The organism is Deltaproteobacteria bacterium (assembly GCA_016874755.1).
Classification (GTDB): domain Bacteria; phylum Desulfobacterota; class Binatia; order UBA9968; family UBA9968; genus DP-20.
Map to the genome: position 1 here is coordinate 18,366 of VGTH01000005.1, position 14,439 is coordinate 32,804.

Below are 14,439 nucleotides of genomic sequence, written 5' to 3' on the forward strand. Positions count from 1 at the left end.
AAATGCGAGCTATCTAACAACCAACCAAACCAGGAGGTAAGTCATGCTATCGGCAAGTGATCTTAAAGGCGTTTTGGGGATGATGCCGGCGTTTGCGACCCCGGACGCGACCGACATTCGGTCGACGCAGACCATCGCCGTGGACAATCTCAAAGAGGGCGTCGACAAAATCATTAAAGACGGCGTCAACAACATCGCGACGACAGGCACCTACGGTGAGTGCTACAATCTTTTGTTCGATGAATTTAAAACCTTGGCTGTGGCCGCGGTCGACGCGGTCAAGAAGCGCGTGCCGCTTTTCATTGGCGTGACCAGCCCCAATCCGCGCGAAGTCATTCAAAAGATGAACTTCGTCAAGGACACCGGAGCGGACGGCGTGTTACTCGGTGTGCCTTATTATGAGACTTTGCATCCACAGGACGCGGTCAAATTTTATCACGACATCGCCGATCTGTTTCCGACGCTGAACATCCTCATTTACCACAACCCCGACAACCATAAATTTAGCATCCCGGTGGCGATCTTCCCGGAACTGGTCAAAAAGCCCAATATCATCGGCATGAAGGACAGCCATCGCACGACCCAAGCATTCATGAATCTGCAAAAGATCGTCAAGGGCAAAATCAGCGTGTTTGTTAACCAGACGCAGATCTATCCTTACTACGAGCTCGGCGCTGCCGGCTGCTGGTCCACCGAAGTTTGGATGGGGCCATGGCCGATTCTTTATCTCTTGGAACAGGCACGTAAGGGTGACGTCCAAAAGATGATCGAAGTAATCGGTGACTTGGGGGGTATCGGCTCAGGCAAACCCGTGCCGGGCGCTGGTAACAAGCGGCCGCAGGAATTCGGCGATTATTGCAAGGTCGGCCCGACCCGCGTACCCTTTGTCACCTTCCCGGAAACCGAGCTCGCAAAAGCAAAAGCGCGCGCGGCGCACTGGAAGGAACTCAACGCGAAATATCGTCCGCTCGTCGAAGCGCTGCGCTCGAAATCGGCAGCGTAAAGAAACATACCTCTAGCAAAAAACCCCCGAGAGACCGGGGGTTTTTTTTGGCCCTAGGTGCTCGCTCACTACTGCGGCAGCGCAGTTTCTTCCACCTGATACATCTCGAGAGAATCCTGTCTCGAGCCGCGCGTGCGGCGCCCGAGCGCAAGTCATGGCATTGATGGATGTGACGATCGGCTGCGCATACTTTTTGCGCTCATCCTGCAGTCGCTCTTGCAGTTGTTTGAGTAGCACTCCGGCAGCCGTCGTGTCAATGCTCGGCAGCAACGCGGCAAACGTCGTCCCGCCAACCCGCCCGATCAGGTCCGGTCGCGGTAAGTGACTTCCCAATAGTTCAGCGATCACACATAATAGATGATCGCCTGCGACGTAGCCGAAGCGGTTGTTGATCCAATCGATGCCATCGCAATCGAGGTAAACCAACGTGAGCGGCTCATCGCCGTGGTGGTCTTTCATCTCGCGCGCCACCAAATCATCGAAGGCGCGGCGATTCGGCAAGCCGGTGAGCGGGTCCTTCGATGCCAACCCCACGATTTCATCGAACTGGCTGCGCAGCTGAGCCAGCACCACCCCTTCCATGACAAGCAAAGTCGCTCGCGCAAGAAAGCGCCAACCGAGCAGGGCAGGATCGCTCGTCGTGCCGGCTGCAAGCTCTTCGACAGTCAACCAAAGTGCCGCGCACAAGATTGCCAACGACACCGAGGCACGCCGGCCAACATACCAGGCGACTAGCGCCACCGGCACAACGTAAAAAAAACCGGCCTGCAACGCCGACCCCACATGGAGATTGAACCCGGTGACAAGAATAGCCAGAGTCACCGCGAGAATCACGACTTGAAACTGGGATTGGGAATCTAGGATTCGGATGAGCGGTCGCAGGTTCATAGAATCGACACAGCCCTGAGATGAGAAGCCGATGAGCGACAAATTTTTGTCGGTACGACTTGCATCTGACCCGGCACGCTTTTCCTAGCGGATCACGAGAAAGATGATCAGACCGCCGATGGTTCCCGTGGCGCAGGCCAAAACGAATTTGGCGGCGATCAAGTAGTGGTACGATTCGCGAACTCTCGGGGGCGGATTGTCAGGCTTTAGGATTTTTTTGTAGCGCGGCTTGTGCTCCATGCACATCGAAAAAGCAGAAATTGTGCCACCCGTTCTCAGCCAGCAGATCGTTCTGATCCGGTGTACCCGGCAGCACCTTTTAACGCCTCAGTGGCACCCAAATTGTATTACTGCCAAGGCAATGAATGAGGCCGCCGGAACTAGTGATGACTTCATCATTCTGATCCCCATCTACAACGACTGGCACGCGGTTCGTTTGCTGCTGCCGGCTCTAGACGAAGAGTTGACTGCAAACGGCATGTCCGCGGACATCCTTATCGTCGACGATGGTTCTACGGCGGCGCAACAAGGTTCACTAACGCCGTTAGTCGAGTTTGAGGCCATCAGAGCGATCGACATTTTGTCACTGCGTCGGAACCTCGGTCATCAACGTGCGATCGCCGTTGGCCTTTCGTTCATTGAAAGCAACCGGCGCGGCCGCTCAGTGCTCGTAATGGATGGCGATGGTGAAGACGACCCTGCGGACGTTCCCCGCTTGATTCGCGAGTGCGTTGCCAAAAATATGACGCGCATCATATTCGCGGCACGTATCAGACGCTCAGAAAATTGGCTGTTCAAAGTCTGCTATCACTCGTACCGCTTGCTTCACTACCTTCTGACCGGAGTCAGCGTTCGGGTTGGCAACTTTAGCGCCATTCCTGCCTCGATACTGCGGCGTTTGGTCGCCGTGTCGGAACTCTGGAACCACTACGCAGCAGCCGTGTACAAAGCGCGTTTGCCTTCGGACGGGATTCCAACTTCTCGTGGCCAGCGCTTAAATGGCCAACCTCATATGAGCTTGGTTGCGTTGGTCGTGCATGGATTGAGCGCGATGGCGGTGTTTGGCGATCGTATCGGCGTTCGTCTCTTGATCGTTTTGGGCGCCGCCATGAGCTGTTTAGCCGCGGTGATTTTTATCGTTTTCGGCGTGAGAGCATTTACCACATTGGCGATTCCGGGCTGGGCAACGTATGTCACCGGGCTTTTGATCGTCATGCTAATGCAAATGCTTCTAGTAGTATTGGTCTTCGCGTTTGTCATTCTTGCCGCACGCGATAACGCCAGCATCGTGCCCAGTCGAGACTACGTCCATTTTGTGGACAGCATTGAGCGTGTCTATGAACCAATCCACGAGTCGGTACATTGGCGAAGAGCTGGATCTTTTCGCGCTGGCGACGCACTGGAAATGCTACGTTAAGGAACAGATCGGCGACTATCTGATCGGCGATGTGCTTGAGGTTGGCGCCGGTATCGGTGGCACAACGGCGGCTTTGCACGACGGTTCGGCACGCCGCTGGGTGTGCTTGGAGCCTGATCCGGAACAAGCGCGGCGACTGCGGCAAATGGCTTTCGGCCTCTCGTCACCCGCCTCCCCGCTTGTCGTTGCAGGTTCATTGACATCACTGGCCGAGCGGCCCTGTTTCGATTGTATTCTGTACATCGATGTCCTGGAGCATATTTCCAGAGATGTCGACGAGCTGGCATCAGCCGCAAAAAGGCTGCGAAGAAATGGCCATCTTGTGGTGCTTTCTCCCGCACATCAGTGGCTCTTTAGTGAATTCGATCGCAGCATCGGCCATATCCGCCGATACGATAAGGACAGCATGCGGCGCGTTGGGCCGCTCGGCTGCAGTGAAAAGAAAGTAGCGTACCTCGACGCTTTGGGTCTCTTTCTCTCGCTCGGAAACACCCTGGCTCTTAAACAGAGAACACCGTCTCACTGGCAAATCCGCGTTTGGGATCGAATATGCATTCCGATCTCACGCTGGGTCGATCCGATCTTGCTAGGACATTTCGGCAAATCGATCCTCGGGGTGTGGCAAAAGCTCGACTAGGATCTAGCGACACGCACGCTGACACAAGAAAAAGATGCCCATGGAAGAACAGTCCAGCCCAAGCAGTATTAAACGATGGTGTCTTGCGCTTGCATTATTCATAGCGACCCTGCTCATCGTCGGCGCAACGCTGCGCGACTACGGTGTTAGCTGGGACGAGCCACCCTACTATCATGCGTCTGATCTGCACGCGCAGTGGTTGGCACAACTGCCAGGCAATCTTCTGGCCGGGAAACTCAAGGAATCCATCGACGACAAAAATGTCGTGGCCGCTTGGCATTGGAATCCGTACCATGTGCCACATCCGCCCTTTTCACGCATCGTGTCTGGTTTGCTGAAGCACTGGTTGCACCCGACCCTGGATAAAGTCACTGCCTACCGGCTCGCTCCCGCTTTGTTTTTTGCGGTTCTTGTTACCGTGATGTTTCTTTGGATGAGCGCTGTTTTTGATGTAAGCACCGGGTTGTTTTCCGCGCTAGCGCTTATTCTTGTGCCGAACCTCTTTGGCTATGCGCACCTCGCGGTCACCGACATGCCGCTCGCTATGCTTTGGTTCCTAGTAGCTCTTTGCTTTTACAAGGGCTTGGGAGATTGGCGCTGGAGCGTGTGTTTCGGTGTCGCTTGGGGTTTGGCGCTGGCTACCAAGTTCCCGGCCTTGCTCATCCCGGTTCCGCTAATTCTTTGGACCCATGTTTTTCATCGTCACAGATATTCCAACAACGTGTTCTGCATGCTCTTTATCGCGCCGATCGTCATGATCGCTGTTCAACCCTATCTATGGCATCAGACCGGCGTGAGACTTGTGGAGTTTCTTTATGAAGGTTTCAGTCGGGGCTACCGTCCGGAAACCAGTTTTACGGTCTTCTACGATGGACAGTATTTTCTGAGCCATCAGCTACCGCGCTATTATCCTTTCTTGGTCGTCGCTATCACCACACCGCTGCCCCATCTTCTGCTTGCCGCGATCGCCCCTATACGCTTGCCCGGCCATAGAGAACAGCGCAACGCGGTTGGTTTTTTTGCACTGAACGCTCTTTTTGTTTTGAGCTTAGGCTTAATGCCGGGCGCGGTGTTGCACGACGGCGTACGCCAGTTGCTTTCTGCCCTTCCGTTTCTCGTTGCTCTTTCCGGTGTTGGGTTTTTTGTTTCGGTGCAACAGGTGTCGAGCGTTTGCAAGCGGCTGAAACTCGAAACGCGCATGCGGGTCACCAGACCTTCGGTTGCAGGTATTCTTTTGGCCGTTCTTTGTTTGAGTCCCGGGCTCGATGTGCTTTTGACCCACCCGTACCAGCTTAGTTATTACAACAGTTTGGTGGGGGGAGTTCGGGGTGCGTATCGACGAGGCTTGGAAATGAGCTACTTTATGGAGGCGATTAACGAAGATTTCCTCCGCCAGATGAACGAAACACTCCCCAAGAATGCGGTCGTTTATGGATCGTTCGCCACTTTCATGTTCGAGTATTACCAGAGAGAGCAGATTCTGAGAGACGATCTACGCTTCGTCGAGAAAGGGCCGTTCGATTTCATGGCGCTCCTTAACCGCCGCAGCCAACTCCAACCGAAGGAGCTCGTAATGATGAATGGTTCGAGCCAACCGATTTTTTGGGCTGGCGTCGGCCCCGTGCCGCTGGTGAGTGTATTCGACGCGCGGAAATAAAGCGTGGTTTGATTGCGACAGTATCACGCGGCCAGTGGATGTAGACGCGACCGGGCGCGAAGCGACTGAATTTGCCTGCGGGTTCGCAGCAATAAGATCAGCGTTACAACAACCAGCAACAACGTCGTTGAAAGCGATATCCACAAGCCGATTTTGAATGGCGTTGGTTCGTAGCGGAACATGACGTCATGTTCGCCGGGTTCGACAGCAACACCGCGGAAGAAGTAATTCACTCTCAGGACGTTGGTCTCCTTCCCGTCGACATAGGCCCGCCAGCCGGGGAAATATGAATCTGCCATGACCAGGACCCCTCGGTTATTGGAAGTTACCTTTAGAGTGACCGATCGCTGGCCGTACTCTGTGATGGTCGTACTAGCCAAAAAATCTTTTCTTGGCTGGTTAATTACTGGGCTATCGACAAAGACTTCCGTCGCGGGGTTGAATCGCTGGCTAGACAGTTCCGTTAGCATTTCGCGGGGGTGAATCTCTTTGTGTGTTTTTTGAACCACGTACGCGCGGGGCACGAAGCAATCCACTTGATACAGCCAAGAGGGGATCTCGGGAAAGTGTCGTGAGAGAGTGAGCCCCTTGAGTTCGAGGCGGTGAAAACTCATTACGTGGCGGATGTTGAGGGCGCCCATCAAGGTCGCTCTTTTGTCGAAATCAAGACGGTTGATGAAAAACAGAAACTCGCTATAGGTCATCTTCGCCATCGCATTGATGTCTTGCATGTGATCAAATCCGTGCATTGCACCCGTGTTGGGCAATAAGTTCTTGGCGATCCGAGTTGAAATCTCGCTGTACGTAGTGGGTTTTGGCGTATGGACAACGTAGGAACTTGGATGAGTATTGGTATTTTGGGGGTAGTAAAAGAGCCGAGTGGGGGGATTGTCAGGACTGCTGAGCACTTTTGGAGAGTTGACGATAGGCTGTGGGTCGACAAGGTACTGTAAATCTCTGTGCGCTGAATAAAGATCGAGAAACACGAAAGCTACCAATAGCGACCTAAATAGCGCCGGACGCAGGTAGCCAGCCTTTCCAAAAACGAAAAGTACCAGCAGGATCGACAGAAGTCCTAGCTGACGTTCGACACTTACCATTGCCGACGCGGTAAACTCCAAAGTGGTGCCAACCTGCGTCGAGACTATGTTTTGTTGAGCAACGAAGTTCCACAAAGCTGACGGAGTCAGGCGCAGCAGCCCATACACGACGGCGATTACGGCCCATAGAGAGCCTAAGATGATCAGCCCTCTACGGGCGGCAACCCTATCGGTTTGCTTGAAAAGAGTTATGCCGCGCAGAACTGCGATGAGAAAAAATACCTGTGTCAGAAAGAAAAACTTCTCAGGATAGCGAAAGGATCCCAGTCCACCGATGTGCTCATATAACAATCGGTACACAGGTGTGTAACTACCAAACGCGAGAACCAGTGTGCTCGCCAGAAGCAGGCAAATAATGAGTTTTTCTTTCACCCTGGCGTAGCAAAGCCAAAGGCTAGTCCCGGCAAGGGCGATAGCACCGAAGTAATAGCTGATGAAAAACGGCGTTTCCAAGCTGAAGAACATACGGAGTGAGTTACTTAGATCCAAATCAACCCGTTTATCGAGGACGAACAGATTGAGCAATCTCCACGGATTCAGCGACCACATAGTGGCTTCGACAAACGGAATTGATAGTTGCCGTCTGGATAACTTACCAAGCTCCCACATCGGTAGCAGTTGTACCATCGTGAGTAACAGCACCAACAGGTTCGCGGCGAGCAAACACACACTGGGTTTCAGCAATTTTTTGAGGCCGTGCGCCGGATCGCGATAAATCCCTTGCAACCAAAGCAATGCCGCACTCATGGCGAAGATTTCCGGTGAACCGGCGAGGAGCTGGCACAGCAACGCCAGAACGAATAGAACGAATTGGCTCCAGCAAGTGCGCTCAAGGCAGCGGTCCCAGAGGATTGCAATCCACGGCAGCCAGACCGCGCTCTGGAAGTGGTTGAGCAAATTGGTCAAGGAGACCATTGTACCGCCGAGCGTGAAGAGAAACGCGCCGATGAGAGCCTGTTCGACCGGAAGAGCCCAGCGCCGCAAGAGCAGATAGCACCCCGACGCTGCGATCATGTAATGCAGCAGAAACACCACCCGCACGGCGTCAAACAAAGGCAGTACACAAAAGAATAGATGAGGCGGGTAAAAGACACCCATCTGAATGTCGGCAAGCAACGGAAAGCCCATTCCCATGTGCCGGTTCCAAAGGGGGATTTCGCCGGCGGTACATGCCTCGCCCAAGCTATGGCGCAATGGGTAGAAATAATAGTGCAGATCACGAAAGAACGGGACTTTGGAGTCCCATACCATTTCGCCGCCGAAGAATAGCACGCCCAATATGAGGACTGTGAGGGCAGTGAGATCTGAGGAAAAGACTCTAAAAAATCGTTTGGCCATCGTGGCTTAAGGGGCTGAAGCTTCCTCCATGAAGCTTAGAAAGAACGACGAGGGAAGGGGTGAGCACCCCTTCCCTCGTTTGAGTTAGGACGATATCGAGCTGAGAGTTACGGACACGCGGTTCCGGTTGTTTGACCGTTGACGCTTTGGAAGCTCCAGGTACTCGAGCCGCAATTGCTGTGGGACGCGGTGATTACGAACGTGCCGGTACCAACCGCCGCTGTGATTGCCGAGATGTCAGGACTCTTGTTATAGCCAGAGTTGCTCCATGATGCGAGGCTGCCTGGCTTATATGTTTGGTTTGCTGCGAAGTAGGCTTCTTGCGCGGTCGCCGCGTTTCTCAAGTCAGCTTTGAGCGTTGCCTCATAGCCGCGTTTCCGATAAGCCGCGAATTGCGGGATCGCGATCGCCGCCAAGATACCGATGATCGCCACGACGACCAATAGTTCGATAAGCGTAAAGCCTTCTTCGTTACGGAGTCTCAATCTGTCCATTTTGAATAAACTCCCTTCTTCTTTCTGTCTATTTTTTGACCTTGTATTGTTAATCATTTGGCTGCCCTCATCCGCAGCGTTTTTGCCTGGTTTAGTTTCACCTGTTCCGGTCTTCTATCCTTGGTGCTTTCACCTCCTTTACGACGCTATTGGAACCAGTGACTTGCTGACCGGTTTCAAAAGCAAAGCTGGGGCCATTTGTGTCGGCACCGCTTAAGTAGCCGAGCTTCGGGCTCAAGCTGAAACGTGCACCGACGCTGACCCAAAGAGTCCTTTCATTTCCGTTCGATGCGCTCAGGCGCTTAAGAGCGTTCTTTCGTCAGTGACAACTTTCTGCATTTCGCCCAGTAACAAAATGTGTTACTGGCCGCTGGCCAATTCTTCGCCGCCGTTTTGTTTCGACGGCGACATGTCATATTTTTCCAGCCGGTGGCGCAGCGAGCGGTAATTTATTCCGAGTATTTCCGCCGCGCGCTTTTGCACGCCGTTGGCGCGCTTGAGCGCTGCCACGAGAATCAGACGCTCATGAGTTTCCAATTCGGCGTCGAGTGACAATCCTTTACCAAAAAATTGATCCGCGCCGCCGGATACGCCTTTTTCAAGCAGGTCTGGGTCCATAGCGATGACGTTGTTTCCACGCAAATTTGCCGGTAGGTCTTCTTCGCCCAGGATATTGCTATTCGCGATTGCAACGGCGTGTTCAATAATATTTTCGAGCTCGCGGACGTTGCCCGGATAGTGGTGGTTCATTAGGCGCAGCAGCGCCGCTTTGGAGATTTCTTCGACCTTTTTGGCGTGGGATGTCGCGAATTTCCGCAAGAAGTAGTGAGCTAGCGCTGGGATGTCTTCCCTGCGATTGCGCAACGGCGGCATGACCATCTGGACGACGTTCAAGCGATAGAACAAGTCCTCACGAAAACGACCGGCCTCGGTTTCCTTGCGTAAGTCGCGATTGGTTGCTGAGATCACACGCACGTCGACTTTGATCGGCTTGCTGCCGCCCACCGGAGTAAAGGTCTTTTCCTGAAGCACACGCAGCAGTTTGACTTGAAGATGCAACAGTAGTTCACCGACTTCGTCAAGAAAGATGGTGCCCTGATCCGCTTGCTTGAAGAGGCCGTTGTGATCGGTCACGGCGCCCGTGAAGGCGCCGCGCACGTGGCCGAAGAGTTCGCTCTCAATGAGATTTTCGGGTATGGCGCCGCAATTGACTGCCACAAAGGGTTTTTCACAGCGCGCGCCATTGTAGTGAATCGCTCGCGCCACCAGCTCTTTGCCAGTGCCACTCTCGCCGGTTATCAGGACATTGGTCGCGCCGGCGGCAACCTTCTGAATCAGGCGGTAAATATTCTCCATGCCGCCGCTTTTTCCAACCACGCCCTCAAAACGAAACTCGGCCTCGGTGGGCGCCGCGGCTTGTGGCGCTAATGCGAACTCACGCGCCCGGCGCAGCTCTTCTTCAACGCGGGCGTTTTCCTCGAGCTGGCGCTGCTTGGTGATGTCCTCGAAAATCGCTGCATAGCCAACAATTTGGTGGTTAGGATCGCTTAGTGGAGCTACCGTTAAACGCAGTTGCTTGGATTCGCCGGAAGAACAGACAAATGGGAATTCATCTGTGTAAATCTTACCGTTTGCGCCGTCGAATCGATGGCTACAATCAGGAAATATCTCTTTGAATATCTTACCTTTGACGACGGCTTCATTGAGGGCAGTCAATTGCTGCGCATGCACATTGAAGTACTCAATGGACCCTGTAACGTCCGTGACGGCAACACCGCTGGCGACCCCTTGCAGAAGGCCGTTCTTGAGCGCTTCGACGCGCTGATACTCTGCTCGTTGGTCTTTCAGCCTCTCCTCGGCTTCGCCGAGTTTCTGTGCCAGGTAACCGCTCAGAGCCGCGATCGCGAAAAAGCTCCCGATGTTCCACACCAACGGCGCCAGCAAAGACCACGCAAACGCAGCTGGACCTGAGATGCCCCAGCCATTGACGACCAACCATAGCGCCGTGTAGCAAGCACTGGAAAACGCCGCCGTCTGGAACGCGCCCCGATAGAACAGCAAGATGGCGCCGTTCATCACCGCAAGGTTGTAGAGGAAGGAAAAAGGACTGACGGTATCACCCGTGATCCAGATCGTGCCGGTTATAAGCAGCACGTCAAAGTCTATTTGGGTGTGGGCAAACCACCGCTCATTGCCGAAGCGATTGAGAACCAGGCCTGAACCGAAAGAAATAAGATATGCTACGCCCAAGGGGGCGATGAGCGCATAAAGATTGAGCGGTTCGCTGTCACTGCGGAGGAAGTGCAGTAACGCTGCCGCGCAGAAGAAAAACGTCAGGGTCACCACGCGCAGGCACAGGAGCCATTTGATTTTTTCTGCGAGGTTTCGTGGTTCGCCGTTCCCAGCCATGGCCTCGTCTTTCAAAGCGTTTTCGCGCTGCGTCTCTTAACCGACCAGGGAACCCAACTGGAAAATTGGCAAATACATCGAGATAACCAAACCGCCAAGGATAACGCCGAGGATCACCATGATCATTGGCTCCATCAACGCGGTGAGATTCGCGACCGCATCGTCAACTTCATCTTCGTAGAGTTCAGAGACCTTTTTCAACATCGTGTCCAGGCCGCCAGTGTTCTCACCAACAGCGACCATTTGGCAGACCATTGCCGGGAACACGCCGCTTTCCTTCAGCGGTTCAGCAACGGTTTTGCCTTGGCTGATGCTGGTGCGCGCCTCCATAATCGCTTTCTCTACGACTTTGTTTCCGGCAGTTCTCGAGGTGATGGCTAGCCCGTCAAGAATCGGAACGCCGGAACTGAGTAGAATCGCCATGTTTTGCGAGAAACGCGCCACTGCAACTTTGCGTAGCAGGTCACCGATTATCGGCATACGCAGCAACAGGCGGTCGATGGTCATGCGTCCGTGCGGCGTTTTGTAATAGGCAGAGATCGCCACGCAAACACCGACTATACCGAGAAACATGAGCCACCAATTTTTGACAAACCAGTTGCTGATATTGATGGTGATTTGAGTCGGCGCGGGCAGCGCTTTGCCCATGCTGCCGTAAAGCTCGGCGAAGACGGGAATAACGAAGATCAACAAGATAGCCACGACGATCACCGCCACACCGACAATGGTTGACGGATAGATCATCGCGCCTTTGACTTTCTTTTTGAGCTTGGTGGCTTTTTCGATGAACAACGCGATCCGGTTTAAGATTGTGTTGAGCGCGCCGCCCATCTCGCCGGCCTCGACCATGTTGACGTAAAGGTCGTCGAAAATCTTCGGGTGTTTTTTCAAGGACTCGGCCAGCGTCGAGCCGCCTTCAACGTTTTTGCGCACTGTTTTGAGTGTGTTGCCAAAAGTCTTGTTGGAGGTCTGTTCACTGAGAATGCTGAGACATTGCACGATCGGCAAACCGGCATCGATCATGGTGGCGAATTGCCGGGTAAAGACCGACACGTCGCGCGGTTTTACCGTTTCGCCGAAACCGGGGATCTTGAGCTCCCTTTCCATCCCGACGCCCTTTTCGTGAATGCGTGCGGGAATGGGCCGAATCCGTCGCTCGCGCAAGATCGCAAAAACGACATCGACGCTTGGCGCATCGAGTTCGCCCTTCATTACTTTTCCCTGGGAGGTCTTACCCTCCCAAACGAATGTCGCCATAAATTTCTCTCTTCCTCGGCACGCTCTGAGAACTCGCGCCCTGAAATCTCGCCGTCCCCAGCCCGGGCCTGGGCAAGCTTAGACGAAATACTAGAACCCCAAAGAGAAAACCGAGCTAAAGCCCTTGTCCGCGTCGGTGACACGCACTGTCTCGGCAATGGTCGTCAGTCCTTGGCGCACTTTTTCCAGCGCAGCCATGCGCAACGTACTCATACCCAGCTTGACGGCTTCGCGCTTCATGTCGGCAGCCGAGGATCCCTTCAGGATGAGCTCTTTTAGCCCCTCGTGCATCACCATGACTTCGTAAATCGCCAAGCGTCCGCGATAGCCAGTTTCGTTGCACTGTGCGCAGCCTTTGCCTTCAAAGGTGTCATAGCCCATGCTCAGTTCTGATGGATCCACGCCCAAATTAATCAGCACCTCGTCGGGGGTTTCCACTTGCTCCTTGCAATTCACGCAGATCTTACGCACTAGCCGTTGCGCCAGAATAAGGTTGATGGCCGATGTCAGCAGAAACGGCTCCACACCCATGTTCAACAGCCGGTCGACCGTTGCTGGCGCGTCATTGGTGTGCAGCGTGCTCAACACCAGATGGCCTGTCAGGGCGGCTTTGATACCGATTTGAGCGGTTTCGAGATCGCGAATTTCGCCGACCATGATGACGTCGGGGTCTTGACGCAGGAACGAACGCAGCGCGGCAGCGAAATTAAGGCCGATTTGATCGCGCACCTGGACTTGATTGATGCCCATCAAGTTATATTCGACCGGATCCTCAGCCGTTGAGATATTCACGTCGGGCTTGTTTAACTCGGAGAGCGCCGAATATAGGGTGGTAGATTTACCGCTGCCCGTCGGGCCGGTGATGAGCACCATCCCGTAGGGCTTGTGAATCGCTTCTTGAAAATCTTTCTGGCTTTGCGGTGAAAACCCAAGTTTGGCCATGTCCAATTGCAGATTGGACTTGTCCAACAAACGCATGACGATTTTCTCGCCAAACAAGGTCGGCAGCACCGAGACGCGGATGTCGAGCTCGCCGCCCATGCCCATCTTGAGTTTGATACGGCCGTCCTGGGTCAGGCGGCGCTCGGCGATGTCGAGGCCGGCCATGACTTTGAGGCGTGAGACCAGCGCGTTCTTCAAACGCAGCGGCGGACTCATGATCTCGTGCAGCACGCCGTCGACGCGAAAGCGCACGCGGAATAGTTTCTCGTAGGGCTCGATGTGAATGTCGCTGGCACGCCGCTTGGCCGCGTCGGCCAAAATCGCATTGACCAGAGTGACAACCGGCGCTTCCCTGGTCGCCTGCTGCAGCTCTTGCAGGCTAACGTCATCCTGTTCGTGGATGACCTCCATGTCGCCGTCGCCGAATTTGCGCAGCACCTCGTCGTAGCTGACGCCGCCAAAGCGATGCTCGAGTGCTTTCTTGATGGCGGTGGGATACGCAGCGACAACGCGAATGCCGTAGCCAGTGATGAACTTGACTTCGTTGGTGGCGACCAAGTCGGTGGGATCGGCCATCGCAACGGTGAGATTGGAGCCTAAAAGTTTGAGCGGGATGATCTGATGTTTTTGTACGAGCTGCGGCGGCACTAGGCTGAAGACCGAGTCCTCGATCTCTGCTGGATTGATGTCAACTCGTTCGATGCCAAACTGATTGGCAAGGAAATCGGTGAGCTTTTCCTCAGTGGTAAAGCCCAGGCGCACCAGTTCTTTCGTAGGACTGGCGCCTTCCTTCTCTTTTTCCTGTGCCTTGGCGAGTTGCTCTTTGGTGACCAGTCCGCCCCGGACGAGTAATTCTGCGATGCGTGGTTCCATCCCAATTTAGCAATCGGAACGAACCTAATGATCTTAAGAAATTACCAGTCTATCGAAGCCGGTCAAAATACTGACATGTTGTCCCCGGAGTGTGGAACAGAAGTGCTGGAGGAAAGAGAGAGTATTAGGTTCTTTAGACCCAATACTCCAGTACTCCAGCGAAATTCTAGCCCGAATTATTCATGCGACGGGGAAAACCCATGACACTGTGTCGATCGAAGTGGAACTCTGGAGGAGCGAAGGCATCAGCGTAGATCGTTCGGTTTGATTCGCCGATGCTGGGCATCTCTTCGACCTTTCCACTGCGATTCGCAGAGCAGGGCGACCGCCGGTCGCCCCTACAAGGCGGCGTCGAAGCGGATATCTGTTGCCTTCGCTCCGGAAGAGTTTCACTTCGATCACGCCGCAGCGATGAATAATCCGG

The 14,439-nt window shown here is 54.0% G+C and carries 10 protein-coding genes; 4 read left to right on the top strand and 6 right to left on the bottom strand.

What is annotated here, in order from left to right; translation table 11 throughout:
* Window positions 1-43 precede the first annotated feature (43 nt).
* Window positions 44-1,003, top strand: coding sequence for a hypothetical protein (locus tag FJ145_04305; protein MBM4260648.1), 960 nt, complete (start codon window positions 44-46; stop codon window positions 1,001-1,003).
* 12 nt (window positions 1,004-1,015) lie between these two features.
* On the opposite strand, the gene FJ145_04310 is transcribed toward FJ145_04305, so the two are convergent.
* Window positions 1,016-1,891: a GGDEF domain-containing protein gene (locus FJ145_04310; protein MBM4260649.1), complete on the bottom strand. Its 876-nt coding sequence runs from the start codon at window positions 1,889-1,891 to the stop codon at window positions 1,016-1,018.
* A 238-nt stretch (window positions 1,892-2,129) separates the two neighbouring features.
* Here FJ145_04310 and FJ145_04315 point away from each other — a divergent pair, with 238 nt between their 5' ends.
* Genes FJ145_04315 through FJ145_04325 form a run of 3 tightly spaced genes read left to right on the top strand, consistent with a single transcriptional unit; the run spans window position 2,130 to window position 5,602 of the window.
* Window positions 2,130-3,308 carry a glycosyltransferase gene (locus FJ145_04315; protein ID MBM4260650.1) on the top strand — a complete coding sequence of 393 codons (1,179 nt, stop codon included), beginning with the start codon at window positions 2,130-2,132 and terminating at the stop codon, window positions 3,306-3,308.
* On the top strand, window positions 3,229-3,945 hold the full coding sequence (locus FJ145_04320; protein MBM4260651.1) for a class I SAM-dependent methyltransferase: 717 nt from the start codon (window positions 3,229-3,231) through the stop codon (window positions 3,943-3,945). The genes FJ145_04315 and FJ145_04320 overlap by 80 nt, the downstream gene beginning before the upstream one ends.
* Window positions 3,946-3,979: 34 nt before the next feature.
* Window positions 3,980-5,602, top strand: a complete 1,623-nt coding sequence (locus FJ145_04325) for a glycosyltransferase family 39 protein (GenBank protein MBM4260652.1) — start codon at window positions 3,980-3,982, stop codon at window positions 5,600-5,602.
* A gap of 23 nt (window positions 5,603-5,625) precedes the next feature.
* Here FJ145_04325 and FJ145_04330 read toward each other — a convergent pair whose 3' ends face one another.
* From FJ145_04330 to pilB, 5 genes are all read right to left on the bottom strand, one after another.
* Entirely contained in the window at window positions 5,626-8,040 is a 2,415-nt protein-coding gene (locus FJ145_04330; GenBank protein ID MBM4260653.1) for a YfhO family protein, read from the bottom strand.
* A gap of 107 nt (window positions 8,041-8,147) precedes the next feature.
* On the bottom strand, window positions 8,148-8,525 hold the full coding sequence (locus tag FJ145_04335; protein MBM4260654.1) for a prepilin-type N-terminal cleavage/methylation domain-containing protein: 378 nt from the start codon (window positions 8,523-8,525) through the stop codon (window positions 8,148-8,150).
* Between the two features lie 369 nt (window positions 8,526-8,894).
* Window positions 8,895-10,943 (bottom strand): PAS domain S-box protein, encoded by a 2,049-nt coding sequence (locus FJ145_04340; GenBank protein ID MBM4260655.1) that lies wholly within the window; start codon window positions 10,941-10,943, stop codon window positions 8,895-8,897.
* Between the two features lie 36 nt (window positions 10,944-10,979).
* Window positions 10,980-12,200: a type II secretion system F family protein gene (locus FJ145_04345; protein ID MBM4260656.1), complete on the bottom strand. Its 1,221-nt coding sequence runs from the start codon at window positions 12,198-12,200 to the stop codon at window positions 10,980-10,982.
* Between the two features lie 90 nt (window positions 12,201-12,290).
* Entirely contained in the window at window positions 12,291-14,015 is a 1,725-nt protein-coding gene (gene pilB / locus FJ145_04350; protein ID MBM4260657.1) for a type IV-A pilus assembly ATPase PilB, read from the bottom strand.
* Window positions 14,016-14,439: the final 424 nt, after the last annotated feature.